The following is a 26,669-nucleotide window of genomic DNA, read 5'->3' on the forward strand; positions in this document are numbered from 1 at the left end:
ATCCCGAACGCATGCTCAATCCCGTGCATCTGCAAAACCTTAACAAACGCCTCTTCCGTCGTCATCTTCATCTGAGTTCTTCCTTGTCTTTTCAGGGCGCTGAAGCCCCTGTGAGTTACAGTATTTCGTCTTTGAGGTAGTAGCCGACATACGCCATACGCTGTCCCAGTCGGCGGAAAGGCGTCAGGATGCCATGGCTCGGCAATGGGGAGGTGAAGATCGGCAGTTCAAACGCCTTGTCCTTCTGGCCGGCAACCAACTGCGCCATGCGTCGTCCGGCCTGGGCCGAATACATGACGCCATTGCCGCCGTAGCCCATGGCATAGAACACGCTCTGATCTGGATCGGGCCGAAAAATGCGCGGCATCATGTCGTGGCTGACATCAACCCAGCCCCACCAGGAGTAGTCGAGGTTGATATCCTCGAGCGCCGGGAACTTGCGGGCAAGTCCCTTCTTCAGCAAGTCCAGATGTTTGCCGTTCTCGGCATCACGCCCTGTCACGGCGCTGCGGCTGCCGATCTGCATCCGATTGTCCGGCAACAGGCGGTAATAGTGGCGCAGCGTGCGCGTGTCGGTCAGGGGGGATCTGGTCTGAATACCGCATTCGTCCAACTCGGCCCGGGTCAGAGGCCGTGTCACCATCGAATTTGACAGGATTGGCATCAGGCGGTGCCTGGTGCGGTTGTTGAGACCCGGCGGGGTATAGCCCGCCGTTGCCAAGGCCACCGATTTCGCGCGCACAATACCACCCGGCGTCCGCAAGTGATGTATTCCGCCTTTGGTTTGCCACCCCATGACCGGGCTGCCCGTATGGATTTTCACACCCAGCCTGCGCGCCATCTTGACATAACCGAAGGCCAGCTTGCCGGCGTGGATGCAGGTTCCGTCCGGCTCCCACATCGCGCCTGCGGCTTCCATGTCCCGCACGTGTTTTTCATGCAGCTCGTCTCGGGACAGGATACGCGAACCATAGCCGAACACATCGTTCAACAATTTGCTCTCTTTCTTGAGCGACGGCATGACTTTTTCGCGGTGCGCGATGTAGTAATGGCCGCCCGGCTGCGGATCACAGTCGATGTCATCCGACGCGATGAGATCGTTGAACAACTCGAAAGCTTCAGTGACTTCGGCATGCATGCCTTTGGCCACGTCCGTACCCCAGCGCTGAATCCATTGCGACCGTTTCAGCCGCCCGGATGAGATCTGGGCCTGCCCACCATTGCGGGTCGAACATCCCCAGGCCACGGTATTCGCTTCAAGAACAACCGCCTGGATACCGTGTTCCTTGGCAAGGTGAATGGCGGTGGACAGGCCGGTATAACCCGACCCGATCACCACCACATCGGCATCCATATCGCTGGACACGGGGCCATCATCGGCCGGGGGCGTACCGGCCGTTCCGATCCAGTATGTGGGCGCGTGGTCGCGATTGTGACCGGGACCCGCATCGATGATGGGGTCATATTTCGGGTCATAGCTGGCCTTGGGCCAATGACGCGGGATGCTGTTGTCCACCATTCTTGTTTTCTCCGAAGCTGCGCGCGGTGCGGCGGATCAGGCTTTGAACATGGGGCGCGTTTTGCGAAGCGCCTGTTTTACGACGATTTTCCCGTCACGCAGGGTGAACAGATCCGCACCTTCCGCTTCGATCCGCATGCCGTCTGCATCGGTTCCCGAAAACGTCCATTCCGACACGGCGCGATCACCGTGGACAAAGTGGCCGTGGTGATCCCAATGGGCGTCTTTCATGCCTGCCCAAACGCCTGAAAACGCGGCGGCGATGGCTTCGGACCCTTCAATCTTGTTGCCGTATTTCTCGTCGCCGGCCACGGTGTAGAACACGCAGTCGTCGGCGAAGTGGGTCATCACGCCGTCGATGTCGTGGCGGTTGAACGCGTCAAACGTGTCCGCCAGGTCCTGCGCGGTCAGGGTTTTGCTCATTTTGTACGTCCTTGTCAGTGGGGTTGTTACGTTTCGTCCGGGTTCGGGACGATCAGTGTCGGGATCTTGGAGCGTCGCAGAACACGCTTTGCGACGGTGCCCAGAAACGTGTGCGAAAAGCCGTGATCATGCGCGCCCAGCACGATCAGATCGCAGCCCAGTTCGACCGAGCGGCGCAGGATCACTTCGGCCGGGTGGCCATCGGTGACTTCGACCGAAGTGACCTGTTCGCGAATTCTCTCATCGTCACCATCGAACTGAGCCCAGAACTTGGCTTGCCGCTCGGCCAGAACCTTGCGCACCATCTCGTGACGACGCGCAGCGGCGGTTTTGCGGGTCTCTTCATTCAGGATGAAGATCTCCATCGTGATCTTGGCATCGTCCGACAGTGGCTCATTCACATGCAGCACGTGAATTTCAGCCCCCGTGGCCTGCGCGATGCTGGCGGCATGGCGCATGGCGTGACCCGAGTTTTCGGACAGGTCAGTGGCAAAGAGGATGTTTGTGACCAGTTGTTTCATGTCGTCATCCTTTCGGGTCAGTAGCCGAACAGCCGTGGAAGCCACAGCGACAGTTCAGGGAAGAAGGCGATGATGAAGATCGCCACCGTGTTGGCTGCGGCAAAAGGCAGAGCGCGCAACGAGATCTGTTCGATGGTGATGTTCGAGATACCCGACGCGATGAACAGGTTTTCGCCCAGCGGCGGCGTCTGGAAACCGATGCCAAGCGTACAGACCATCACCACGCCAAAGTGGATCGGGTCGATACCCACCGAGTAGGCCACCGGCAGCATCACCGGAACCAGGATCAGGATGGTGGCCAGCGTCTCCATGAACATGCCAACGAACAGCAGGAAGAAGATGATCAGCGCCCAGATCACATACAGGTTGTCGGTAAAGCTGAGCATCGAGTCCGCGATGATCGCCGGGATCTGGTTTTCCACCAGCAGGCGGCCAAACACGGTCGCGGTGAACAGGATCAGCAGAACACGCCCAGTCAGCCATGTGGTGGCCTCGAGCGACTGGAACAGCGACTGCCAGGTCAGTTCGCGGTAGATAACCACGCCCACGAACAGGGTGTAGAAGATTGCTACGATTGCCGCCTCGGTCGGGGTGAAGAACCCGGTATAGATACCGCCCAGGATCACCAGCGGCGCCATCAGCGACCAGAATCCGCGATACATTTCGCAACCCACGTGACGGATCGACCAACCTTCGGAAACGCCTTTGTAGCCGCGCTTTTTCGACATGAAGAAGTTCAGGATCAGCAGGCTGGTAGCGATCAGGAAGGCCGGGACGAATCCGGCGATGAACAGTTTCGAGATTGAAACCGACTGGAACGTACCGAACTTTTCCACGGCTTCCGGCGGCGGCGCCATACCGAGCGCGGCAATGCCGAAGATCACCATCGGGATAGAGGGAGGAATGATAATCCCAAGGCCGCCAGAGGACGCAGTGATCGCCGAGGCATAGCCGCGCTCATAGCCGCGGTCGATCATCGCAGGGATCATCAGCATCCCAACGGCCGCGGTTGTTGCCGGGCCCGAGCCCGAAATGGCGCCGAAGAACAGACATGCCATGACCGTCGCAGCCGAAATACCGCCGGTGAAAGGACCAGCCAGGCTTTCAGCAACATTGATCAGGCGTTTCGAGATACCGGCGGCCTCCATCAGGGCCCCGGCAAGAATGAAGGCAGGTAACGCCATCAGGGGGAAAGCACCCACCGAGGTAAAGGCGATTTGCACGAATTTGATCGGGTTCTCGTCCAGGTAAAGGAATGAGACCAGCGACGCCACACCCAGCGCCACCGTGATCGGCGCGCCAATGAGCAGCAGAAACAGGAAAGACCCAAACAGGATTGTGACGATTTCGGATTCCATGGTTTATCCCCCTGCCCTTAGGATTTCTTTGCTGCTTCAGTCGCAGCTTTGATTTCGTCGAGGTCGATCTGATCAGGATCGTGAATATCCTCGCCCTTGATAAGGCGGCGGTAATTCACCTGAATGATGCGGACGGTCATCAGCGCAAACGCGATGGGCAGCACCATGTAGATGTACTTCATCTCGATACCCAGGGTCTGGGACTTCCAGAACTTGTTCATCTTGTTGAAGACAAAATCCGTCGCCAGATACAGGAAGTAGACATTGAAGAAGAGCCAGAAGAGATCGGCGAAGGCTTCGATGTATTTGATCGAGCCATCGGGCAGGAACTTGAACTGGAATGTCACGCGGTTATGCGCACCTTTCAGAGCGGCGTAACTTGCGCCGAAATAGACGAACCAGACGAACATGTAGACCGAAAGCTCCTCGATCCAGCTGATCGAAAAGCCGAAGACTTCGCGCGCGATGATCTGCACGAACAAAAGGCAGACGAAGCCGGATAAGAGGATCCGGCAGATGACACTTTCTATGTTGTCCAGAAATTTCCAGAACATGTGGTTTCACTCCTCCCTGAAATGAGAAGAGCGCCGCAGCGCTCTTCCCGGTATCGCCGTGCGACGATTATTGCTGGACCGGCTCGCGGCCGATGGCTTCGAGAACTGCATTCAGTTTCTCGACACCACCAATGGACTCGTAGAATTGCGGCCATACAGCTTCGGTCGCCAGTTGGATGAACTCGGCTTCGTCGTTCTCGGGGTCGATGATTTCCATCCCCTTGGCCGTCAGCTCTTCCTTGATGGCTGCTTCCGAGTCCCGCAGGAACTGGGCCGAGACCTGAGTGGCTTCCTGCCCTGCTTCCAGGATCATTTGCTGTTCCTCTTCGGACAGGTCCTGGAACACGGCTTCCGAGATGATCAGCGGTTCGATCGAGAAGATGTAACGCAGGTTGGTGACGTGGTCCTGAACCTCGTAGAACTTCATCGCATTGATCGTCAGGTAAGGGTTGTCCTGACCGTCAACCACTTTGGTCTGCAGGCCGGTGAAGGTTTCCGACCAGGCCATCGGGGTCGGGTTGACGCCCCATGCCTTGTAGGTTTCGATCATGATTTCGTTTTTGGGAACGCGAATGATCAGGTCCTGCAAATCCGCAACCGATTTGACCGGCTTCTTCGAGTTCGTCAGACGGCGGAAACCGGTATACGTCCAGCCGATGATGCGGACGCCGGCATCACGGATGGTGTTTTCGATCAGTTCCTGACCGATTGGACCCTGGGTCAATTTTTCGGCATCTTCCAGGCTGAGAATAACATAGGGCAGAGTGAAAACCCCGACCGAGGGCGAGAATGGCGTGATGTTGTTGATTGCCAGCAGAGACATATCGAGCGTGCCGATGGCGGCCTCGTTCACGGTGTCCTGCTCGGAACCGAGCTGACCGTTCAGGAACAGTGTCGCGGTGTGCTCACCACCTGATTTTTCTTCGAGCGCTTTCACGAAAGCGAGCCCCAGCGCCTCTTGTGCGCTGCCCGCGCTGTCGCCGACGGCGATCTTGAAATTCTTCGCCTCGGCCGTGCCTGCAACCATCAGTGCGGCAACGGAAACGGCTGCGCTGAAAGTGCCAAGCTTTTTGATAAATGACATGGATTTCCTCCCATTTGTCGTGTTTCGAGGTGCGCGCTGACCTGGGGAGAAATAGGCCAGTCCGATTCTACCTCGGCGACACGAAGCTAACTTGCCAAAATGGTTTCGTCGTTGTTAATATTTGCGCGAAAGGTTTCATTAATCTCAAACATACGATATGAGTCGGAACAAACTTGATACACGGATCGGCGACACGGACATTCGTCTGCTGCGCGTGTTCAAAACCGTCGCAGAAAGTGGTGGTATCACGGCCGCCGAGATCGAGCTGAACATTGGAAAATCGACGATCTCGAAACACTTGTCTGATCTGGAACTGAGGCTTGGCCTGAAGCTGTGCAACCGGGGGCCATCAGGGTTTTCACTGACGGAAGACGGCGAGAAGGTGCTGGCCGCAGCGGAAGACCTGCTTATTTCCGTGGCGCAGTTCAGAACCGAGGTCAACGAAGTCAAACAACAACTGGCCGGCAGTATTCGCGTGGCTCTGTTCGATCAATGTACAACCAACCCCGAAGCCCAACTTGCTCGCACCATTCACAAGTTCAATGAGGCCGCACCGGCGGTTCACATCGAGCTGTCGCTGGAACCCCCAAACGTGATTGAGACAATGGTCATCACCGGGCATCTGGATGTTGGCATCATCGCTTTGCACCGACCATCGGCAAGCCTGGATTACACACCGCTCTATGGGGAAAACATGTTCTTGTACTGTGGGCAGGAACACCCCCTGTTTGACCGGTCGGATCCAGAATTGAAACTGAGTGTTCTTCGCAAGTTCAACTATGCCGGCCTGAATGTGAACTCACCAAATCTCATCGTTGGTCAACAACTGGGGTTTCGACGTGCGGCCAAAGTGCAGAACGAACAAGCCCTTGTCATTCTAATACTGTCAGGTCGCTACCTTGGGTTTCTTCCCGATCATCTGGCGCAGGAATTCGTCGAACAGGGGCTTATGAAACAGGTCCTGCCCAAAGAGATCAAATACAGAACCCGTTTCGCGGCCGTGGCCAGAAAACAACCTGCGCCAACACGCGTGGCCAAGCTGTTTCTGGAAACTCTGGTAAAGGTGCATTCTCAGGTACAGAAGGAACGCGGACAGGGCGTCTTGTTTCCCAGGCCCAAACCCGCCCGTACCTGAAATTAGCACACGGCGCGAGGCCGCGCGGATCAATCGCAGGCTGCGGTAACGATCATTTCGACCTTCAGAACATCACGAGCCAGTTTCGCCTCGCCACAGGCACGGGCCGGGGCGTGGCCCTCTGGCACCCAGGCATCCCAGACCGCGTTCATTTCGGCAAAGTCGGCCATGTCCGACAGCCAGATCACACATTGTAGGATGCGCGTCTTGTCGCTGCCGGCCTTGGCCAGAAGGTCCTCGATCTTGGCAAGGATGTCACGGGTTTGATCCGCAACGGTTGCAGCATCGGAAACCTGACCGCACAGATAGGCGGTTCCGTTATGTTTGACGATGCGGCTCATGCGTTTGCCGGTCTCGATCCGAGTGATGGTCACGACTGCTGTCTCCTGTCACGATGGGTATGTTCCGGTTGGGCGATAGAGCGAAACGACGCCAACCGCCAGCCCGGACCTTCAATCATCGAATAATTGCCAGCCTGCTGCGCGAGGGCTTTCAGCCTAATAGCACGCTTATGTCCGGTGCTCGGAGACGTGATAAGCGGTTGCCAGCGCCTTGCGGACAGGACGTTTTCACCGATGCTTTTTCTTTCCTGTCTTGCACTCTTCGGCCAACACATTTGGTGAAACATCGCGGCCCTGGTTCACAAGGCGTTTTACGGAGATTTCCCAGTCTGCTTTCAATCGGCCAAGAGCTCCTCCGCTCGCCCCAATATCGGAGCGCCATATGCCACCCGGCACTGCCGAAACGCTGCTTTTTTGCATGTCCGATGCAGGACAGCGAAGTTGGTCGACTGACGAAAATGGTTTCAAAAAAGGACGGGTGGTCACGCGATGTGCTGCTGCTACCCTATCAGCTGAAACATCTGACGCTGAAGAACAGGATCAAGACGACCAGTCATGAACCCGCCTACCCCGAAGACGGTATGCCGAAAGAGCGTTACCGTGCCTATCATGAGATGCGCGCAAAAGCTGGGGTGGCGATGACCATGACGGCGGGCTCTGCCACCGTCAGTCGCGACAGCCCTCCGGTGTTCAACAACGTCCTTGCCTACAAGGACGAAGTGGTGCGCTGGATGGCTGAATTGACGGATGCCTGCCATGCTCATGGTTGCGCGGTCATGATCCAGTTGACCCATCTGGGGCGGCGCACGGGTTGGAACAAGGGCGATTGGCTGCCGTCGGTCTCTTCTTCGCATTATCGTGAACCGGCCCACCGGGCCTTTGCAAAGAAGATGGAAGACCATGATATCGAACGAATCGTGAGCGATTACGCCGATGCAGCCGAGCGTATGAAGGCCGCGGGTCTCGACGGAATCGAATTGCAAGCCTATGGCCACCTGATCGATCAGTTCTGGTCACCGCTGACCAATAAGATGGATGCGCCCTATGGCGGCAGTTTCGACAATCGGTTGCGGTTCGGCTTCATGGTTCTGGATGCGATCCGCGACCGTGTCGGGCAGGATTTCATCGGCGGCGTCCGCTATACCACAGATGAGGTTGAAAAAGGCGCCATCACCGAAGAAGACGGGTTGGAAATCGCCCGGCGGCTGCGCGACAGCGGTCAGGTCGGTTTCCTGAAAGTCATTCGCGGGGGCATTCATACGGATCCGGCCATGACGGATGTGATTCCCGCGGCCAATTCCCGCCGCCGGACGGTCGTCGTCGGCGCCGGGCCCGGAGGGCTTGAAGCGGCGCGGGTCGCGCATGATGTTGCCGTTTTGGAAGCGGCCCCTGAACCTGGCGGTCAGGTGCGTCTGGCCGCGCAATCCCGGCACCGGGCCGAGAAGGACGGGATCATCGACTGGCACATGGCGCAATATGCTGCGCGTGACGTCAGGTTCCAGTTCAACACGTTTGCAGAGGCCGAGAACGTAACAGCCCTTTCCCCTGATATGGTCGTGATCGCAACCGGAGGCTTGCCCGAGAAGACAATATTGGAAACCGGCAAAGGTCTGGCGATTTCGGCGTGGGACATCCTGTCCGCAGACGTGCCCCCCCGCGAAATTGTCCTGATCTACGATGATGCGGGCGACCACCCGGCCCTGATGGCGGCAGAAATCATCGCCGAATCCGGTGCGCAGGTTGAGATCATGACCCGCGACCGCAGCTTTGTGCCCGAGATCATGGGCATGACTCTGGTGCCATATATGCGGGCGCTGCAAAAAACGGGGGCGGTGTTCACCGTAACCCGGACGCTGAAATCGCTGGTACGTTCAGGCAATCAACTGGAAGCGGCGATTGGAACGGATTACTCGGATCTTGTTGAAAAGCGCATGTATGATCAGGTGATTGTCAATCAGGGCACCTTGCCTCTGGATGATCTCTATTTCCAACTCAAGCCGCTTTCGCGAAATCGTGGCCGTGTGGATCACGACGCTTTGGTCGCCAATTCGGGTGACGTGTTTCCGCAGGTGGACCCGAATGCCGGTTTTGATCTTTGCCGGATCGGAGACGCCGTTTTTTCACGCAACATACACGCGGCAGTCTATGACGCGCAGCGCCTTGGCCTTCGGTGGTGACGCCACCGGAGTACGAGTTGAAGACGATCGCGACGTTGATGGGCACGGACGACCGGTGGCGCGAGGACGTCCACTTTTGCAGCGGATGCCTGGCCAACGACAATTTCTGGTGGGTTTCGATCATAAAACTGTATAACGCCATGCCACCTGACCCAGAGATTGTCGGCGCGGACCGCTGGCTTGACATGTGGCGCGAGCGGTTGGCAGGCGCCGCGTTTTGGCCGTCACCGAATATCACCAACACGTCCCTGTGGCTGATTCAGCAGACGCTTGAGGCAGACGCCGTTTCCGCAGCAGAGCTTGCGATTTGCTCGCCGCCAAGCTTCGGGGCGGCCGCAGGCGATATGTGCTCTTTCGCCATTCCCGGAGACATGGCGGCAGATTGCCGGATCGACGCCGCCGGCGCGTTGCAGTTCAAAGCGGCGCCACTTGAAGACGCACTTGATATCCTGGGGCAACCGTCGGTCGATCTGAAAGTGTCAGCAGATCAGGCTCAGGGCTTTGTCGTTGCATTGTTGGTGGACGAAGCCCCGAACGGTGCGCAGACGATGATTGCACGGGGATTCTGCAACCTCAACCACCGCATCAGCGATATAGAACCCACACCGATCACACCCGGCGAGGAGATGGCTGTAACCGTCCCGATGTATGGAACAGGATATCGGGTTCCGCCGGGTCATCGCATCGTTTTGCAGATCGCTTCGGCGTATTGGCCCGTACTCTGGCCCGCCCCCGAACCTGTGACGCTCACGATCCGTCCGGGTCAATCTCAGTAGCATTTGCCCATCCGCAACCCAGGCGTTGACACAACGGAACCCCGCCCGCTGCCGGAACCGGCAGCGTCCGGTGAGGCCGCAAGAAAGACCAAGGTGCGCTCGGGCTCGATGGAACGCTCGGTCCACACGGACCTGACCAATGGCAAGGTGACACACAAGTTTTTTCTGGATGGGGGCGTTTTCGGGCCGGCGGGAGATTTCCGCCTGGACGATATTGGGACGGTGCTCAGCGACGTGTCGGATCGAAGATATACAATCCTTCCGGGTGATCCGCTTTCGGCTGTTGCCACGATGGAGCAGACCGCCGGTTTCGACCGAGAAGACTGGTCGGCCAGGATCTGGACCTATTCCGAACAACAGGCAACGGCCACCGAGTTTCATTTGATCTCGCGCCTGAAGGCATGGTCAGGAGAGGAGCTGATCTTTGAAGAAGAGAAAGCGCATGTCATTCCGCGCAATGGAATGTAGTTGAAAACACCTTGGAACAGCGGCGCTGAGACCCGTGGCGGGACTTGCCTTTGCAGTCCTGTCAACCCAACCGAATGGTCCAGACCTGCGCGGACAAGTCTGGACGGGTCTGTCGTTGCACCATGTGCCGGTCAGAACCCCAAAGCACTGCCGGATTTGATGGTATCCATGGAAACGAAGGTTCTGAACTTTCGGATATTTCCGTTTTCAAAGAACATCCTGCGGGTGAAATCTTCGTAATCCGCCATGCTTTCGACGACCACGACAATCATGAAATCAACCTCTCCAGTCACGTAAAAGCATTGCTGGACTTCCGGAGCATTCAGCAGGGTTTTCTTGACGGCATCAATCTCGTCCGGGGTTTCGCTGACCAGTTCAAGTTCAACGAAGATGGTAAGCTGAAGACCAACGGCCGCCGGGTCAACGACGGCCACATTGGCTCGTATCACGCCCTCGGCCTCCATCCGGCGGATACGGCGCTGCACCGAGGGTGCGGACAGATTTACGGCCTCGCCAATCTTGTGTTGCGTGGTTCTGTTGTCTTGTTGCAAAATCCGCAGGATCGCGCGGTCAAAGTCATCCAATTGCGTCATGTGAAAGAAACTTGCATGGCTTGCCACCAACTAGAGCCCTTTTTTCAGGTCTCTTGCAATAAACTTGTTTCGCACATTTGAAGCAACACGTCGAAGGGGAAGTTTTGCCGTGACAGCATTGACAGAACGCCTGCGTGCGTTGCGCCACGAGTTTCATCGCAACCCCGAGCTTGGATTTCAGGAAGTTCGGACCAAGGCCCGGATTGCCGAGCATCTGCGCAACCTGGGCATCGAGGTGTTTGAAGGGGTCGGTGTCGTGGGCGTGTTGAAGGCGGGCAACGGCAATCGCGCCATCGGGCTGCGCGCGGATTTCGACGCGCTGCCGATCACCGAGGTCAACACGTTTGCGCACACGTCGCAGAACGAAGGTGTCATGCATGCCTGTGGCCATGATGGCCACACGGTGATGCTGCTTGGGGCCGCCGAATTGCTGGCCAAGGATCCGGCGTTTGACGGCAAGGTTGTCTTCCTGTTCCAGCCCAACGAAGAGCATGGGCTTGGGGCAAGGGCGATGATCGATGAAGGGGTTTTGCAGACCTTCCCGATTGAAGAGGTTTACGGCGCGCACAATCTTCCGGGCGAGCCTGTCGGGCGGGTTTCCACCCGCGCCGGTGTCATCTGTTGCAGTGAAAGCCTGTTTGAAATCACGCTTTCCGGTCAAGGCGGTCATGCCTCGATGCCGCATGTCGGGCGCGAAACGATCACGCCTGCCGCGGAACTGGTATTGGCCCTGCAAACCATCGTTTCACGCAAACTTGCACCTTCATCCGGCGCCGTGGTGTCGGTGACCGAGTTCATCACCGACGGGCAGCGCAATGTGCTTCCGGGGCGCACTGTTCTGAAAGGGGACGCACGGGCCATGTCACCGGAAGACCGCAAGTTGATCGAGCGCAGCATGCGCCAGATCGCAGCCGGTGTGGCCGAAAGCCATGGCGTCGAGGAGAGTGTGGATTTCCGCACCGCATTCATCGAGGCAAACAATGATGCCGATGCCGCATCGCATGTCGTTGCAGCGGCTTCGGCCATGGGTCTTGAGGTGGACGGAGACCGCTCTGCCATGTCTTTCTCGGAAGATTTTGCCGAATTTGCCGCCGTTGTGCCCGGGTGTTTCCTGCTTATCGGCAACGGAACCGAAGGATCAAATGGCCGACCGCTGCACTCGGCTGATTACGATTTCAACGACGAACTGCTCCCGCTGGGTGCAGAATTCTGGGCAGAGCTGGTGCGGCAGCGCCTGCCACTGAAACCCTGACAGGACACACGACCATGACGGAAAACATCGCCCATCAGGCAGGCAGGCCGAGCTTCGGCCCCGCTGCCGAAACCGTTTTGACACGACGGGATTTCGATCGCGCAGCAAGGGAAATCACCCAATGGGAGGGGTATGCGCCCACGCCGTTGCATTCCTTGCCCGCGTTGGCAGCCGAGATCGGCGTCGCGGAGGTCCACTACAAGGATGAAGGTCCCCGGTTTGGGCTTGGCAGTTTCAAGGCATTGGGGGGGGCCTTTGCAGCCTTGCGTGTTCTGCAACGTGAAATATCGCGCCGCACCGGTCAGGATGTGTCATTGGAAGATATCCGTACTGGCCGCTGCGCCGACATGGTTGCCAGTATCACGCTTGTTTCGGCGACCGATGGCAACCACGGTCGGTCCCTCGCGTGGGGGTGCAAGCGGTTCGGCGCGCCTTGCCGGATTTACATTCACGCCGAAGTCAGTGAAGGCCGCGCGCAGGCCATGCGCGATCTGGGGGCCGACGTCGTGCGCATCGATGGAGACTATGACGCTTCGGTGGATCAGTGTCGGCGGGAAGCCGACGAGAACGGCTGGTTCGTGGTTTCGGACACATCCTGGCCAGGCTACACCGACCCGCCGCGCGACGTGATGTCGGGCTATGGCGTCATGATCAAGGAAGTCGTGGATGCAATGGACACGGCACCGACGCATGTCTTTCTGCAAGGTGGAGTTGGAGGGCTTGCCGCGGCAGTTGCGGCAGCTTTGCGTCAGGCCTGGGGTGATGCCGCGCCGCGCGTCGTGGTCGTGGAACCGCATCTGGCGGCGTGTTTGTTCGAAAGCGCAAGGCAGGGGCAAGCCGCGTCCGTAGATATCGACGAGGAAACCATCATGGCGGGTTTGTCCTGCGGGGTGCCGTCTCCGATGGCGTGGGAGGTTTTGCACAGCGAAGCCTCGGACTTTCTGACAATCGACGATCAGCTGATACCGCCCACCGTCCGTCGTCTGGCGCGTCCGCATGGCAGTGATCCGGCGATCGAAGCCGGTGAGAGCGGCGTTGCCGGATTGGCTGCATTGATCGAAGCAGCCAACAACCCCGAGCTTTTCCAGAAGCTTGGATTGACGCCGCAGTCTCGGGTTTTGACGATCGGTTCCGAAGGCGTGACGGATCCCGATATCTATGCCCGGATCATGCAAGGCAACGTGTAGCTCAGCTGCAATTCCTGAGGGCACAGAGGCCAATCAGCTCAGCCCAAAGCCCAGTTGCAATGGGCCCTGGGACGGTTGAATCCGACATGGTGGCCTGCAACGGAGAAGTTCCATCAAACGACATCCCGATGTCGTAGGAATTGTATACAGGCCAGACCCGCATCAGTAGCGGTTGGCCATGATACGCGCGTTAAACGAAAACTGGGCACTGTTCCTGGGGATGTTCATGCTGATGGTTGCCAACGGTCTGTTGGCGACGCTGCTGACGATCCGGGGGGCCAGTCTGGGCTTTAGTGACTTCACGATTTCCGTCATGCAGGCGAGCTATCCTTTAGGCGCGCTTGCGGGGACGGCACTTGCCCCGAGGCTGGTCGAAAATGTCGGGCATATTCGGGCATTTTCGGCCCTCGCCTCGCTGGTTTCGATTGCGGCCATCGTGCATCTGCTGACCAGCGACGCGATCAGCTGGAGCGTGATGCGTCTGTTGGGCGGGTTTTGTTACCCGGGGCTTTACGTCATCACCGAAAGCTGGCTGAACGCGAAATCCGAGAACAACATGCGCGCTCAGGTTCTGTCGCTATACTTCATTATACAGCTTGCCGGCCCGGCGCTTGGCACCGCCATAGTCGGCTTTCCCGACCCTACCGGGAACCTGCTGTTCGGGCTTGTTTCCATCCTGATTTCGCTTTCGATCGTGCCGCTTCTTCTGTCGGGCAACAAGGCGCCGGAGTATGCCGCGCCGGAACGCATGTCGGTTCCTGTGCTTTACAAGGTTTCGCCCATCGCAGTCATCGGAATCGTTCTGGTTAGCATCGGTGTCGCCGCGTCCTATATCTCGTTGCCGCTTTATGCGTTGCAAAACGGCTTTACGACGGCGCAGGCGTCAGGGGCGCTGGTGGCGGCGCTGATCGCCGGTGCGGTGGTGCAATACCCCGTAGGCTGGCTGTCGGATCACACCGACAGACGCTATGTCGTCATCGGGCTGGGTGTCGTTACGACCTTGTCCAGTCTTTGGATGGCCATCGATACGTCGCCGTCTCATATCGTCTATGGTTTTGTACTGATCGCAATCGGGCTGTATCCCGCGTATTCGATCCTGACGGCGCATGCCAATGATCAGCTCAAGCTGTCTCAGATCGTTCCCGCCAGTGGCACGATGGTGCTGCTGCTGAATGTCGGCCTGCTGGTGGGAACCATGCTGGGGCCGAACTCTATCTCATTGTTCGGCGGGCGCGGTCTTCCGTTTCTTCTGGCGGCTATCGGTATTGCGGTCGCCCTTTTCGCATTGATCCGGCGCGTTCAGGTGGCCGCGCCCACCGACACCGGCGATGTGCAGGTCGTGGGGATTATCGGCACCGGGCAACCCGGGGTCTTGCAGGCCGAAACCTGGGTTCAAGAGGAAGAATCCCGGACAAACCCGGACTCATCCCAAGGGTTCAAAGCATAGGCTTTTTCATTCGTGTCCGGCGCGACGGACGTCGTGCCGATGCCGCGATCAAACCGAGATCGAAGCCGCCTTTGAAGCACCGGACCATTCTGCACCGCAGGACCCCGTCAGAAATCCGTCGCTCAATCGAATATCAGGATCAGCGCCACGCAGGGCGCGCTCCACTTCTCCTTGGGGAAGATCACCGTCGATACGTTTTCGATACAGTTCGCACAGCTGACGGAAACCGCCAGATTGCGGCGACAGACGCAACGCCGAGATGCCAGCCTGTTTCAGCAGGTCGATCTGATGGTCCGCACAGGCATGGCTGTCTGACAGGGTCTGCACACCGTTCATGGCCAAAAAAGGCTTGCCGTCGCCGGTCAGAACGTCCAACCCGTCCGGATCGTCTTCGCAGGCAAACTGGCAATTGTCCTTGCTGCGCCCATGCAATCGCGCGTGGTAACAGCGCCCGGAAATAGCCAGTGGCAACCTGCCATGCCCCCATATTTCGATCGCGACGCCCAAGTCCGAGGCAGCTTGCGCCAGCGTTTTGACCGAAGCGATGGGCAATTCCAGCGGAAGACAAACCCGGCGCGCACCCCGAGCAGCCAACCATCTCAAAGTGCCTTCGTTGTAGACATTTACCAACGGGCCAATGGCAAACGTGCAGGTGCCGGGCAAATGTGCCAGCGCGGTCAGATCGTTGATCTCGACCATGACGCCCATTTCTGCAAGCTCAGCGGTGAGTTTGCGCTCGCGTTTCAGGGTCACAAGGGCCAGGCTTGTCAGCGCAACCTCTTTGCCCGCCTCCACCAGCCGGGAAATCGCTGCGGGGATACGATCCTGGTAAAACGGCAAGCGCTTGGAACAGACCAGTTCCCCAAGCACGACGCGGTCGACGGGCGATCGGGCCAGATCATCGTAAAATGCAGCCCAGGTTTCGGCGGGCCAGAAGAACTGGTTCGGGCCTACTGTCAGTTCCATCGGATCACCTCCACGTCTTTTTGTAGGCGCCGGTCGTCATGGCCTGCCCTTCCGACAGTCGCGCAAGCATACCTTCGGGCATCGGCTGGCCTGACTCCAGCGCATCGACCGCGGCGCGAAAATTCCGAACGACCTGTGCGACATAGGATTTTGACCGCTGGCGCCCTTCGATCTTCAAGGCTGTGACACCTGCCTTTTGCAATTGCGGGATCAGCCGTTCTGCGTTCAGACTGACGGGATCCTCGAACAGGTGCCCGGTATTGTAACCTGCGGAAAAACACCCTTTGCACAAAGTCGGATAAGGTGCGGGCTCATCCCGTTCGACCCGGTGGATCAGGTACCCGCCAAGGCGCGCGTTCAACGCGCCCTGTTCTTCTTGATACTGCACATGGCTGGCAGGAGAACAGACACCGTTCATGTTTGGAGACAACCCGGTGGCATAAGAGGACAGCGAGCATCGCCCCTCGGCCATGACGCAAAGACCGCCGAACACGAAGACTTCGGTTTCGACGTCGGTTTCAGAGTTGATCGCGGCAATTTCCGGCACGGACAAAACGCGCGGCAAGACCACCCGCTTCACACCGAAAGTTTCAGCATAGAAATTGATCACGTCAGCATTGGCCGCCGCGGCCTGCACGGACAGATGTCTGCGCAGCTTGGGATGATGTCGCGCCGCGTAGTCCAGCAAGCCCAGATCGGCGAGAATGACAGCATCTGCACCGCAGATTTCGGCATCCGCCACGGCTTGTTTCCAGATCCCTTCGTTGCCCGCCTGCGGGAAGGTATTGATTGCAATCAACACCTTCGATCCGTGACCATGGGCAAAGGAAATTCCGGCCCGCATTTCAGCGCGGTCAAAGTTGAGCCCCGGAAAGTTCCGCGCATTGGTTTCGTCATTGAAGCCACAATAGACCGTGTGAGCCCCGGCCTTGACGGCTGCATGCAGGGCCGCGGGCGTTCCCGCCGGGCAAACGATTTCCATTACCATAGGATCGCGTCCTCGGGTCGGGTCAGGCACAGACCGGTCCGACGCTCTGCAAAGGCGATGATCTGCTTCAGCGGGCGTGCAAGCGGGCCGGAAAGGGCTGCGGCCTCGTGCGCGAGGTCCAGCTCTGCGTCGTCAATTGCGTTGCGCAGCGCCAGTGCCGCGGCTGTGTCGCCCTCGATCACCAGATCGCGCGAAAAGAACAGGGCGTCACCGTCAAACGCACCATGCACCAGCCCCAACAGCGCGGCCAGTGGGCCGGAAATTCGCGCGGCCCCTTCCACGCGCCTTCGGCTAAGTCCTATTCTCGGTGCGCCGTCATTCGGTTCAAGCAGAAGGACAACGGGCAGATCCGTGGGATCAAGCACAAAGGCTGCCCGGCTGTATTCACCGAGCCGGTTGAGCAAGTCGGGGTGTTTCTTGGTTATTTTGCGGGAAAACGCCGTCAGTGACAGCGACAAAGGTGCAAGCGGAACAAACCGCAGGGCCGCGGCCAAAGCGGCAGGGCATCGCGGTATCGGGTTTCGGGGATCGGACAAACAGACCTCCTGCTGTCTCAACAAAGTGAACCGGTGCGGCCTTCCTAAAGCCGCCCCGGCACCCGGGACTTGACGGTTGTCAATTCGACCGGCCTCTTTCGCTGCTAGAGGGTGGGCACCACCGCCGGAGCAAACTCATTCGCACTCTGCCGCCATATCCCAGCCTTCGACATTTTCTGAAATGGTGTGAAGAAACAGGGCAGTTCAGGCGCATCGCCGAACCGGTTTCCGTGCGCCATCAAATGACCGCTGTCCACCGCGCCGTGTTAGAGGCCAATGGGCCCGTGTTGCAATTCGACACACCGACGGGCGTGCCCTCGGGGCAGTGCGACATACCGGTTGTGGTGAACCTGTTCGGAACTTCGGAACGCGTCGCCGCCGGACTGGGCGTTTCTTCCGATGGGCTGGACGATCTGGGCGCGTTTCTGGCCGCGCTTCGGGCCCCGACACCGCCGGGCGGGTTGCGGGATGCGCTGTCCCGGTGGCCGATGCTGAAGGCCGCATTGTCCACACGGCCGAAGCAGGTCAAAGCCGCCGCTGTACAGCAGGTTTGCAACTGCGAAGCCGATGTTGATCTTTCAGCGCTGCCGATCCAGACACACTGGCCCCGGGACGCGGGGCCTCTGATCACCTGGCCTGTGGTCATCACCCGGCCCCGTGGCAGCGAACCCGACGCAGCACAGACCTACAATGCCGGCGTCTATCGCGTTCAGGTGCTGGACCGGAACCGTCTGATCATGCGCTGGTTGCCACATCGTGGCGGGGCCGCTCATCATCGCAGTTGGGCGCAGCATGGCGAAACGATGCCGGTCGCAATTGTTCTGGGCGCAAACCCCGCGACCTTGTTGTCGGCGGCTCTGCCCCTGCCCGAAATGGTGTCTGAGCTGACATTTGCCGGGGCCCTGAACCAGAACCGGCCGCGGTTGGTTCCGGCCAAATCCGTCCCTCTGCTTGTACCGGCAGATGCCGAGATCGTCCTGGAAGGCTGGGTGTCGCCAAGCGAGACAGCACCCGAAGGGCCGTTTGGGGATCACACCGGGTACTACAATCCCGCCGAGCCGTTTCCGGTGATGCATGTCACGGCCGTGACCCATTGCGAGGCGCCGTTGTATCTGTCGACCTATACCGGACGCCCGCCTGACGAACCTGCCATCATTGGCGAAGTGTTCAATCGCCTTGCCTTGCCGACCATTCGCGCTCAGATCCCCGAGATACACGACCTTTGGCTGCCGCCTGCCGCCTGTTCCTATCGCATCGCCATCGTCGCCATCGACAAGCGATATCCGGGCCAGGCCCGGCGTGTGATGATGGCGCTTTGGGGGATGCTGCCGCAATTCAGCTATACGAAGATGATCGTTGCGGTCGACGCCGATATCGACCCCCGAAACTGGGACGATATCGCCTGGGCACTTGCCACGCGAATGGACCCGGGCCGTGATGTGATGATCCTGGACAGGACACCCATGGATTATCTGGATTTCGCCTCACCCGAACCTGGTCTGGCCGGAAAGCTGGGCATCGACGCCACGACAAAAACAGGCAGTGAAACAGGGCGGGAATGGGGGACGGTCATGCGCACCGACAAGGTTGATCACGCATTTGCGGAAGACCTGATAGACAGATTGATGCCAGAGCTGAGAATATGACGAAAACCCGAGTAGTCTTAGGCGTGTCAGGCGCTTCCGGTGCGGTTTTGAGCCTTGCGGTCGCACGGTATCTGACATCGGCGGATATCGAAATCGACCTTGTCGTCAGCCCCGCCGCCCGTCTGACGCTTGCGCAGGAATGCGGCCCGGATGCCCTGAAGGAATTGCGGCAGTCGGCAACCCGTCATCACGCGCCCGCAGATATCGGGGCTAGTATAGCGTCCGGTTCGGTGCCGGTATCCGGGATGATCGTCGCGCCCTGTTCCATGCGCTCACTGGGTGCGATCGCGCATGGCCTGGACGACAACCTGCTGACACGCGCGGCGGGCGTGCAGCTCAAGGAACGACACCCACTGGTACTGCTGACACGAGAAGCGCCGCTGACACTTGCTCATTTGCGCAATATGACGGCCGCCGCAGAAATGGGAGCCATCATCCTGCCCCCTGTGCCAGCCTTCTATTTGAACCCCGTCAACATAACCGAAATCGCGGATCAGATCGCAGCGCGCGCGGTTGATTGTCTGAAGGTTTGCGCACCGGCCGCAAAACAATGGCATCCCGAAACCGAGGCGAACCCTGTCGAACGGTTCGAAAGCAAATTGCACATCCCATAGCCACAGATCGCGGATGAGATCTGTGGCTATGGGATGACCTTGATCGGGCGGGCCGGTTGTTTCAGCCGCGCAGCCTGCCGCCCAAAGGATCGAACGGCGCCTCTGCCAGCACCCGAGCCTTATGCGGTTTGCCAATCACATGGATCACCACTTCATCCCCTGGCTGCGCCACCTCGGGGTTGCGGAAACCCAAAGCCAGAGATTTCCCGACTGAATACCCGTACGCCCCCGAAGTGACACGGCCGACAGGCACACCATCGGGTGTAAAGATCGGCTCACTGCCGGTGGCGTCGGCATCCTCGGTCACGTCCAGTTCAAAGATGGACAGGACCTCGCGCGGAGCTTTATCCTTGATGGACAGATAGGCGTCTTTGTGCAGGAAATCCTTGTCCAGCTTGATCAGGCCCGTCAGCCCGACCTCTTGCGGCCAGTATTCCTGGGAATATTCCCGCCCCCAGGATCCATAACCCTTTTCGATGCGCAGCGACCCAAGCGCCCGTCCACCCACGGGGCCGCCACCGCAGTCTTCGGCGGCTTCGAGCAATGCAGAGTAAAGCGCGACCTGATCGGTTTCGGCGCAGTGCAGTTCCCAACCCAGATCGCCGGTAAAGCTGACCCGGATGGCCACGCAATCAACACCTGCAACGGTGATCTTCCGGGACCGCATGAAGCGGAACGCTTCGTTGGAAAGGTCTGCATTGGTCAGGCGCGCCAATGCCTCGCGTGATTTTGGGCCGGCGATGTTGAACCCGGCGATGCGGTCCGTTGCGACGTCAAGAGTTGTGCCCTGAGGCATTTCCACCATTTGAAAGAAGCGCTGATGATAGCGTTCAGCCATGCCGGAGCCAATCATCATATATTCGTCTTCCGCCAGCTTGGTGATGGTGAAATCCCCCGCCACGCCACCGCGGACCGAGATCAGCGGCGTCAGGCAGCTGCGCCCAATTTCGGTCGGCACGCGATTGGCCACCAGGCGGTCCAGCCAGTCATAGGCGCCAGGCCCCTTGATCACGTAATTGGCGAAGTTCGAGATATCGATCACGCCCACGCTGTCGCGCAGCATCTGAACCTCGCGCCCGACCGGATCGAACCAGTTCTGGCGGGTGAAACCAGTGGTCTCTTCGGTGCCGGGTTCATCGGCAAACCACAACGGGTGTTCCCAACCACAGTTGAGACCAAAGACACAGCCCATCTGTTTCTGCATCTCGTAGGCGGGGCGCACACGGGCCGGGCGGCCTGCACTGCGTTCTTCATTCGGGAAGTGGATTTTGAACCGATGCGTATATGCGTCTTCGACCCGGGCCTTGGTGAATTTTTTGTCGGCCCAGTCGCCAAAGCGGGCGAGATCCCAGGCGAACATGTCATATTGCGGCTCACCCTCGATCATCCATTGCGCCGCCAGCAGCCCCAGCCCGCCGGATTGCGAGAAGCCGGGGATCAGACCGCCGCAGAGGAAATAGTTCTTCAGTTCGGGCACCGGCCCCCACAGCATGTTGGCATCGGGCGACCAGATCATCGGGCCGTTGATCACCCGTTTAACCCCGGCTGTGGCGGCAACGGGCACGCGTTCGGTGGCGCGGATCACGTTTTCCATGATCCGGTCCAGATCGTCGGGGAACAGATCATGCGCAAAGTCGAGCGGCGTGCCGTCTTCGGCCCAGAACTTCATGTCTTTCTCATAGGCCCCGATCAGCAGGCCGTTACCCTCTTGTCGGAAATAATACTCGCCGTCCCGGTCGGCGATAGACGGCAGACGACGGCCCAGACTGGCCACTTCGTCGATGCTCTCGGTCACGAAATACTGATGTTCGGTCGGTTGCAGAGGCAGGGTCAGACCCGCCAGCGCCGCCACCTCGCGGCCCCAGAGACCCGCCGCGTTGACCACCCATTGGGCATGAATGTCACCCTTGGGCGTACGGACGATCCAACTGCCATCGGATTGCTGTTCCGTGGCGATCACCGGGCAGAACCGTTCGATGGTGGCCCCCATCGCACGGGCCCCGGCGGCATAGGCATGCGGTACGCCGGACGGGTCCACATTTCCGCCATCGGGTTCGTACATGATGCAGCGGATGTCATCGAACTGCGCCAGCGGGTGCAGCTCTTTGGCCTCTTCCCGGCTGACCTCGTGGAAATTCAGCCCATAAAACCGGGCCTTCGCCTCTTGCAGGCGCAACTGCTGCTCGCGCTCTTCGGTCTGGGCCAGATAGAGCGATCCGGGCTGGAACACCCCGCAGCTTTGGCCGGTTTCCTTCTCTAGCTCTTTGTACAGGTTCATCGTATAGTGCTGGATGCGGGTGATATTGTTGTTGTCATGCAGACCGTGGATGTTGGCCGCCGCATGCCAGGTCGATCCGCTGGTCAACTCGTCGCGTTCCAGCAGGATCGAATCCGTCCAGCCAAGCTTGGCAAGGTGATACAGGATCGACGTACCGGCAAGGCCGCCGCCGATGACAACAGCTTGTGCATGGGTTTTCATGAGATATGTCCTTGGATATGGCGCGGCTCAGGCGGCGATTTCTTTCATGACGGCAAGGAATTTGGCGACTTCGCCGATCGAGTTGTAGTGACACATCGAGACCCGCACACAGGCATCATAGCCAAGGGGTGTCAGGATATTGCCGGAATAGTGATCCGCCTTGCGCAGATGCGTGCGGATATCGTGTTCGTTCAGCCGTTTGACGACCTCGGACGAGGCCACGCCTTCGACACGCAGCGATACCAGACCTTCTCGCGCCGGGTTGTCGGCCCCGCCCAGAATGGTGACTTTTTCCATCTCGGCCAGGCCGCTCAGGTTGCCGGTGCCGTGGATCATCGCGTCGGTCAGCGCCTTTTCCTGCGCATGGATCGCATCACCCGCCGCCAGAAACTTGCCGCGCCGGTCTTCGGCATCGCTGACCTGACTGCCCAGCCATTCGAAATAGGATACGACGTCGGACATCGTGGCATAAGCTCCGGTGTCGCGCGTGCCCATTTCCCAGTTGTCCGCGGGGCCATCCAGCAAGGCGTTGTGCTCCAGCGCGGTCAAGCGATCAGAGATCCACGCCACGCCGTAGCCATGACGCGAAAACACCTTGTAGGGCGAAATCACATAACCATCGACGTCATAGGCGGTCAGATCGATCCGGCCATGCGCTGCGTGCTGAATGCCATCGACGATGATGAAACAATCCGGAGCCACGGCGCGGATGGCCTGAGAAACGGCAGCGACGTCAACGCCCATTCCCGTCACCGGCGAGGTATGCAGGATCGTCGCCACTTTGGTATCCGGTGTCACGGCCACGGCATAGGCTTCGGCCGAGACGGTACCGGTGGCGTCATCATGGGGCACCAAAACGTGGGTTTGCCCGGAAATGCGGGCCCAACGATCACAGGCCGAACGCGTCGCCGGGTGTTCCAATGTTGATCCCAGCACAACGCCCGGACCCGTTCCCAGACATGCGTTCATGATCAGCCGGAACAACAGCTCTGTACCGCTTTCACCCACAAAGAACTGCCCGCCGGGTGCGTTCATGAAATCCCGCATATCCGCCTTGGCCGCGTTGATCGTGGCGACCAGCGCATGGGATCCCGGATTGTCGCGCCCCTGGTTGTCCGGGATGGCGGCGTAACGAACCGAACTTTCCAACACTGAATTCAATGTCAGTGCGCCTCCGGCATTCTCGAAAAAGATCCGCTCACCCTGTTCGGGGCAATGATCGATCTGGGCAAAGCGGCTGCGGATTTGTTTCAGCAGGCTCTCTGAAATTTGGCTCATGGTCAGTGGTTCTTGTTTCGTTGTGAATGCAAGGCAATGCTTTGCCGACCCTAGGACGGTTCTTGCCGCAAGACATGCAAAAAAAACTGTGGCAAAGCGGTTGAATATTCTGTGCAAGTCGCGCGGGTGCCAGCCCAAAGCTTGTCACGACGGATACCACCCGTCGCCAGGCCCGGGAACTCGTGCCTGCGGCGGCGGATGGCATATCTTCTTGATTTCCGAACCGTCTGTGGCTGGTCGACTACTCGGGCAAGTACTTTGCCGACCAGCTTTCGGCGGCCGATCCAGCAGAGATCATCGCGTCGATATCCTCATCTGCATAACCGACGTTTCGCAGAATGCTGCGTGTATCCGCGCCGTATTTCGGCATCGGTCCGGGAATGACGATCCGGGCGCGTTCGGGTCGCACGGCATTTGGGGCAACCAGATCGCACCACCGGCCCATAGGATGCATGTCATGCCGAATGACGCTGAACGTTCCCCGCGTCAGGTCGATATTCCCGGCACTTTCCGGCTGCAACACGGCGTCGCGCGTGCCATGCAACGATCCCAGAGGCATGACGGTGCTGGCGGAACCGGAAAACGCCTTTTGCCAGTATTCAACAGGTTGCCTTGCAAAATGATCCGCAAGCGCATTCGGCAATTCTTTCTCCGGTGTATCGGCCACGCTGGCGAGGTCCGAGACACGGCGCAGGGCTTCGCGTTTTTCGGTGGGTGCGGCAAAGAACATCCACCCGTCAGCCGCGCGGTAACAATGGTAGAATGGTCCCCAGCCCATAGCTGCGCGCCCGGCTGGTTCGTCAAAGGGCGCGCGGCCTTCGAAATCATACATCAATTGCGCCTGAATGAGGTTGCCGGCCGCCGCCAACGCCGCCCGCGCAATCCCGCCTTTGCCGGTTTTCTGCAATCTCAGCAGGGCCGCACCAAGCGCAACACATGCGCAATAGCCGGTCAGAACGTCAATGGTACCGAAATGCGCATGTTCTTCGGGCGTGGCCATGCCACCGCCAAAACGCACCATGACCCCTGTCGCCGCCTGCGCCAGATCGTCATACCCCAGATGGTCCGATTTGGGTCCGCGCGCAGGACCGCCAAAGGCATCGAGTTGCACCAGTATGAGGCGGGGGTTGATCGCCGCCAGCTCTTCCGCGCTCAACCCCAGGGCATCGCGCTGCTCATCCGTGCCGTTCATGGTGATGACATCCGAGGAGTCGATGAGCCGTCGCAACGCCCGCTTCCCGTCATCCGAGCTCAGGTTTAGCAAAACGCTTTGTTTTCCACGATGTGCGTGCAGACCGAAAACCACGGTGTTCCACGGATCGACTGATGGCTCGGCCGGCTGAACGGATGTCACCTGAGCGCCAAATCGCGCCAGCGTGGACCCGATCGTCGGACCGGCGATCACGTTGGTCAGGTCCAGCACCTTCAGCCCCTCCAGCCAGCCCTGGCCGCTCGCGGCTGGCGGTCCGCTGCGCGGCGGTTCGGAAAGGATCGCTGAAACGGGTGCGTCATCGGGAACGGGGCCCGGTTTTTTGACCAGCGCAGCGCCATCATCCGCAAGCCACGCAACATTTCCCATCTGCTTCATCTTCCCATGACGCGGGTCCTCTACCTCCAACACCAGACCCGAGGCCAAAGCGTGCGGATCGGCCAGCCATTCCTTGCTGAACCGTTGCGCCGTTCCGGGCGCCTTGGCAGACCCGAAAAGGGCTTCCCACTCATGAGAGGGCCTTGTCAGAAAGGCCTTTTTCATCGCGTTGGACACACGCGCGCGATCCCTTGCTCCGACGGGGTAGTTGCGCAGCGACCATTCATCCGGCCAGTCTGCGGTATCGAGATAGGCGTCGAAGTCCGGCAATTGATCGGCAAGGTTTTTGAGGCCAAGCGTCTCCAACACCCGCCGGGGATGTGTTTTCACACTGCCCGCCACCACATAAAACCCACGCCCGTCGGCGCAGGTATAAGTTCGATAGAAAGGGTCCAGGAACTCTTCCAGTTCCGCAAAGCTCAGATCCGTTGGCAAGCCTTCGGCTGCGCGCCTGTCAAGTTCCACTTCGCGAGGGGACTTGTAGCGTTCGGGATAGTCCTCAATCTGCTCACAGTTATACACCAACCCTTCCAGCAAGGCCGAAGCCAGAGGCACCTCGATGTGATCGCCTCCGGTCCGGTCACGTGCAGCCAAAGCGAACTGCAAGGCCATCGCGCCGAACGAAGCGCCATAGGCGGATGCCAGCGTCAAAGGTGAAAAGGATGGGTTGATGCCCATCAGGCGCCGGTTCAGCCCCATATCCGTGAATTGCCCGGTGCGGGCCGCGATCACGGCTTCCCACGCCGGAAGATCAGCCAGTGCGGGATCGGTTGAGGCAAACCCCGGCAATGACAATGACACGATGCGCGGATTTATGTCGCGCAGAGCTTTCGGACCCAGGCCCAGCCTCTCCATCACGCCGGGCCGGAAGTTCTCGATCACCACGTCAGCCCGCGCCACAAATTCGCACGCGACCTGCAAACCCCCTTCGGATTTGAGGTCGATCGTCACGGCGGTTTTGCCGCGTGACAGCATGTCTGTGGCCGGTTCTTTCAATCGCGGGCCACCGGGCGGGTCGATGCGGATCACCTCTGCCCCCAAATCAGCAAGCATCATGCCAACCAGTGGACCAGCCAGGTACTGGCCAAAATCGAGGACACGAATATGATCGAGCGGCCTTGCAGTCATTCGTTGTGACCCTCCCGGGGTGTTTGGTGTGTTTGTTGCGAAGCCGCTTGCTGGCAAGAGGTCACAACGCCCTTCCCTGAACAGGCTGAGTTTTCAGGCTTGGGACATAACGCGATCAATGCAACACCTGCCCTTGTTCAACACGCGACAAGGCGGCCACGACCGAGCTTCACAGCCTTCTCCGGCGACCGCTGGGCGTACCATGCAGCCGAGCTATGCCAAGAAGTTGTTCGATTTGACCAAGCCATGTCGCAAACGAGAAACATCGCTCAAAATTCCGCGTGTGACGCATACTTGGAAGCGCTCCGAGGCCCGGATGGAAGCGGATCAGTCGCCTTGCAAGATCACCGGACTGTTGCGCCCGGCAGTCAGAAAACAAGTTATTGGAATCGCTTAAGAACGTGGAGCTTCCCAAGTGTCGGGCGCCACAAGACAAAAGGTCACGGCGCAATCGGCCAAGGGCCACGTCGGCACGTGGCAGGACCTGTCGCGACACATGGCCGGCAATTGCGCTTCCGATAAAATATCTCATTTTCCGCCAATATGACGGCCACATACATCAATTCGTCAAATTGGCACCTATGAATTGTCGTGGCCGCGCGTCACGCTTG

The 26,669-nt window shown here is 59.0% G+C and carries 24 protein-coding genes; 9 read left to right on the forward strand and 15 right to left on the reverse strand.

Going from position 1 to position 26,669, the window contains the following annotated elements; all coding sequences use genetic code 11:
- Nucleotides 1-115: 115 nt before the first annotated feature.
- The 6 genes from GOW31_RS10330 to GOW31_RS10355 form a co-directional block, all read right to left on the reverse strand.
- A complete protein-coding gene (locus GOW31_RS10330) occupies nucleotides 116-1,519 on the reverse strand; it encodes an FAD-binding oxidoreductase (RefSeq protein WP_171169836.1) in 1,404 nt (467 codons plus the stop codon).
- A gap of 36 nt (nucleotides 1,520-1,555) precedes the next feature.
- Nucleotides 1,556-1,942 carry a nuclear transport factor 2 family protein gene (locus GOW31_RS10335; protein ID WP_217356663.1) on the reverse strand — a complete coding sequence of 129 codons (387 nt, stop codon included), beginning with the start codon at nucleotides 1,940-1,942 and terminating at the stop codon, nucleotides 1,556-1,558.
- 26 nt (nucleotides 1,943-1,968) lie between these two features.
- Entirely contained in the window at nucleotides 1,969-2,463 is a 495-nt protein-coding gene (locus tag GOW31_RS10340; protein WP_170347179.1) for a universal stress protein, read from the reverse strand.
- A gap of 17 nt (nucleotides 2,464-2,480) precedes the next feature.
- Entirely contained in the window at nucleotides 2,481-3,821 is a 1,341-nt protein-coding gene (locus GOW31_RS10345) for a TRAP transporter large permease (protein WP_171169838.1), read from the reverse strand.
- A gap of 17 nt (nucleotides 3,822-3,838) precedes the next feature.
- On the reverse strand, nucleotides 3,839-4,375 hold the full coding sequence (locus GOW31_RS10350; RefSeq protein WP_152460450.1) for a TRAP transporter small permease: 537 nt from the start codon (nucleotides 4,373-4,375) through the stop codon (nucleotides 3,839-3,841).
- A gap of 67 nt (nucleotides 4,376-4,442) precedes the next feature.
- On the reverse strand, nucleotides 4,443-5,459 hold the full coding sequence (locus GOW31_RS10355; protein WP_171169841.1) for a TRAP transporter substrate-binding protein: 1,017 nt from the start codon (nucleotides 5,457-5,459) through the stop codon (nucleotides 4,443-4,445).
- Nucleotides 5,460-5,616: 157 nt separating this feature from the next.
- Here GOW31_RS10355 and GOW31_RS10360 point away from each other — a divergent pair, with 157 nt between their 5' ends.
- Nucleotides 5,617-6,594, forward strand: a complete 978-nt coding sequence (locus GOW31_RS10360) for a LysR family transcriptional regulator (RefSeq protein ID WP_171169843.1) — start codon at nucleotides 5,617-5,619, stop codon at nucleotides 6,592-6,594.
- A 29-nt stretch (nucleotides 6,595-6,623) separates the two neighbouring features.
- Here the strand turns inward: GOW31_RS10360 and GOW31_RS10365 are convergent, their stop codons facing one another.
- Both GOW31_RS10365 and GOW31_RS10370 read right to left on the reverse strand, forming a co-directional pair.
- Nucleotides 6,624-6,968: a RidA family protein gene (locus tag GOW31_RS10365; RefSeq protein ID WP_171117928.1), complete on the reverse strand. Its 345-nt coding sequence runs from the start codon at nucleotides 6,966-6,968 to the stop codon at nucleotides 6,624-6,626.
- Nucleotides 6,969-7,163: 195 nt separating this feature from the next.
- Nucleotides 7,164-7,355, reverse strand: coding sequence for a hypothetical protein (locus GOW31_RS10370; RefSeq protein ID WP_171169845.1), 192 nt, complete (start codon nucleotides 7,353-7,355; stop codon nucleotides 7,164-7,166).
- A gap of 5 nt (nucleotides 7,356-7,360) precedes the next feature.
- On the opposite strand from GOW31_RS10370, the gene GOW31_RS10375 reads away from it, so the two are divergent.
- From GOW31_RS10375 to GOW31_RS10385, 3 genes are read left to right on the forward strand one after another with little or no spacing between them, the layout of a single operon-like run.
- Entirely contained in the window at nucleotides 7,361-9,112 is a 1,752-nt protein-coding gene (locus tag GOW31_RS10375) for an FAD-dependent oxidoreductase (protein ID WP_371813742.1), read from the forward strand.
- Between the two features lie 17 nt (nucleotides 9,113-9,129).
- Nucleotides 9,130-9,888 (forward strand): CocE/NonD family hydrolase C-terminal non-catalytic domain-containing protein, encoded by a 759-nt coding sequence (locus GOW31_RS10380; protein ID WP_171169848.1) that lies wholly within the window; start codon nucleotides 9,130-9,132, stop codon nucleotides 9,886-9,888.
- A gap of 3 nt (nucleotides 9,889-9,891) precedes the next feature.
- Complete coding sequence (locus GOW31_RS10385) at nucleotides 9,892-10,356, forward strand: hypothetical protein (protein ID WP_171169851.1); 465 nt, start codon at nucleotides 9,892-9,894, stop codon at nucleotides 10,354-10,356.
- A 131-nt stretch (nucleotides 10,357-10,487) separates the two neighbouring features.
- Here the strand turns inward: GOW31_RS10385 and GOW31_RS10390 are convergent, their stop codons facing one another.
- On the reverse strand, nucleotides 10,488-10,949 hold the full coding sequence (locus GOW31_RS10390) for an Lrp/AsnC family transcriptional regulator (protein WP_171169853.1): 462 nt from the start codon (nucleotides 10,947-10,949) through the stop codon (nucleotides 10,488-10,490).
- A gap of 109 nt (nucleotides 10,950-11,058) precedes the next feature.
- Between GOW31_RS10390 and GOW31_RS10395 the strand changes: the two genes are divergently transcribed.
- The 3 genes from GOW31_RS10395 (at nucleotide 11,059) to GOW31_RS10405 (ending at nucleotide 14,835) form a co-directional block, all read left to right on the forward strand.
- Nucleotides 11,059-12,201, forward strand: a complete 1,143-nt coding sequence (locus GOW31_RS10395; protein ID WP_171169855.1) for an amidohydrolase — start codon at nucleotides 11,059-11,061, stop codon at nucleotides 12,199-12,201.
- A gap of 14 nt (nucleotides 12,202-12,215) precedes the next feature.
- Nucleotides 12,216-13,388 carry a diaminopropionate ammonia-lyase gene (locus tag GOW31_RS10400; protein ID WP_171169857.1) on the forward strand — a complete coding sequence of 391 codons (1,173 nt, stop codon included), beginning with the start codon at nucleotides 12,216-12,218 and terminating at the stop codon, nucleotides 13,386-13,388.
- A gap of 178 nt (nucleotides 13,389-13,566) precedes the next feature.
- Nucleotides 13,567-14,835 (forward strand): MFS transporter, encoded by a 1,269-nt coding sequence (locus tag GOW31_RS10405; RefSeq protein ID WP_171169859.1) that lies wholly within the window; start codon nucleotides 13,567-13,569, stop codon nucleotides 14,833-14,835.
- Between the two features lie 48 nt (nucleotides 14,836-14,883).
- On the opposite strand, the gene GOW31_RS10410 is transcribed toward GOW31_RS10405, so the two are convergent.
- Genes GOW31_RS10410 through GOW31_RS10420 form a run of 3 tightly spaced genes read right to left on the reverse strand, consistent with a single transcriptional unit; the run spans nucleotide 14,884 to nucleotide 17,325 of the window.
- Nucleotides 14,884-15,801, reverse strand: coding sequence for a U32 family peptidase (locus tag GOW31_RS10410; RefSeq protein ID WP_171169861.1), 918 nt, complete (start codon nucleotides 15,799-15,801; stop codon nucleotides 14,884-14,886).
- Between the two features lie 4 nt (nucleotides 15,802-15,805).
- Nucleotides 15,806-16,783: a peptidase U32 family protein gene (locus tag GOW31_RS10415; protein WP_171170276.1), complete on the reverse strand. Its 978-nt coding sequence runs from the start codon at nucleotides 16,781-16,783 to the stop codon at nucleotides 15,806-15,808.
- The gene (locus GOW31_RS10420) at nucleotides 16,783-17,325 is read right to left on the reverse strand and encodes an SCP2 domain-containing protein (protein WP_367397106.1); all 543 of its coding nucleotides are present in this window, start codon (nucleotides 17,323-17,325) and stop codon (nucleotides 16,783-16,785) included. The genes GOW31_RS10415 and GOW31_RS10420 overlap by 1 nt, the downstream gene beginning before the upstream one ends.
- Before the next feature lie 137 nt (nucleotides 17,326-17,462).
- Here GOW31_RS10420 and GOW31_RS10425 point away from each other — a divergent pair, with 137 nt between their 5' ends.
- Together GOW31_RS10425 and GOW31_RS10430 are read left to right on the forward strand one after the other, a co-directional pair.
- Entirely contained in the window at nucleotides 17,463-18,971 is a 1,509-nt protein-coding gene (locus tag GOW31_RS10425) for a UbiD family decarboxylase (RefSeq protein ID WP_171170281.1), read from the forward strand.
- A complete protein-coding gene (locus tag GOW31_RS10430; RefSeq protein ID WP_171169864.1) occupies nucleotides 18,968-19,585 on the forward strand; it encodes a UbiX family flavin prenyltransferase in 618 nt (205 codons plus the stop codon). The genes GOW31_RS10425 and GOW31_RS10430 overlap by 4 nt, the downstream gene beginning before the upstream one ends.
- Before the next feature lie 61 nt (nucleotides 19,586-19,646).
- Here GOW31_RS10430 and GOW31_RS10435 read toward each other — a convergent pair whose 3' ends face one another.
- From GOW31_RS10435 to GOW31_RS10445, 3 genes are all read right to left on the reverse strand, one after another.
- On the reverse strand, nucleotides 19,647-22,064 hold the full coding sequence (locus GOW31_RS10435) for an FAD-dependent oxidoreductase (RefSeq protein ID WP_171169866.1): 2,418 nt from the start codon (nucleotides 22,062-22,064) through the stop codon (nucleotides 19,647-19,649).
- Between the two features lie 27 nt (nucleotides 22,065-22,091).
- The gene (locus tag GOW31_RS10440; RefSeq protein ID WP_171169868.1) at nucleotides 22,092-23,342 is read right to left on the reverse strand and encodes an aminotransferase class V-fold PLP-dependent enzyme; all 1,251 of its coding nucleotides are present in this window, start codon (nucleotides 23,340-23,342) and stop codon (nucleotides 22,092-22,094) included.
- Between the two features lie 241 nt (nucleotides 23,343-23,583).
- Nucleotides 23,584-26,058, reverse strand: a complete 2,475-nt coding sequence (locus GOW31_RS10445; protein WP_171169870.1) for a CoA transferase — start codon at nucleotides 26,056-26,058, stop codon at nucleotides 23,584-23,586.
- Nucleotides 26,059-26,669 lie beyond the last annotated feature (611 nt).

Origin of the sequence: Ruegeria sp. HKCCA0370, assembly GCF_013033705.1 — a bacterium.
GTDB lineage: Bacteria > Pseudomonadota > Alphaproteobacteria > Rhodobacterales > Rhodobacteraceae > Ruegeria.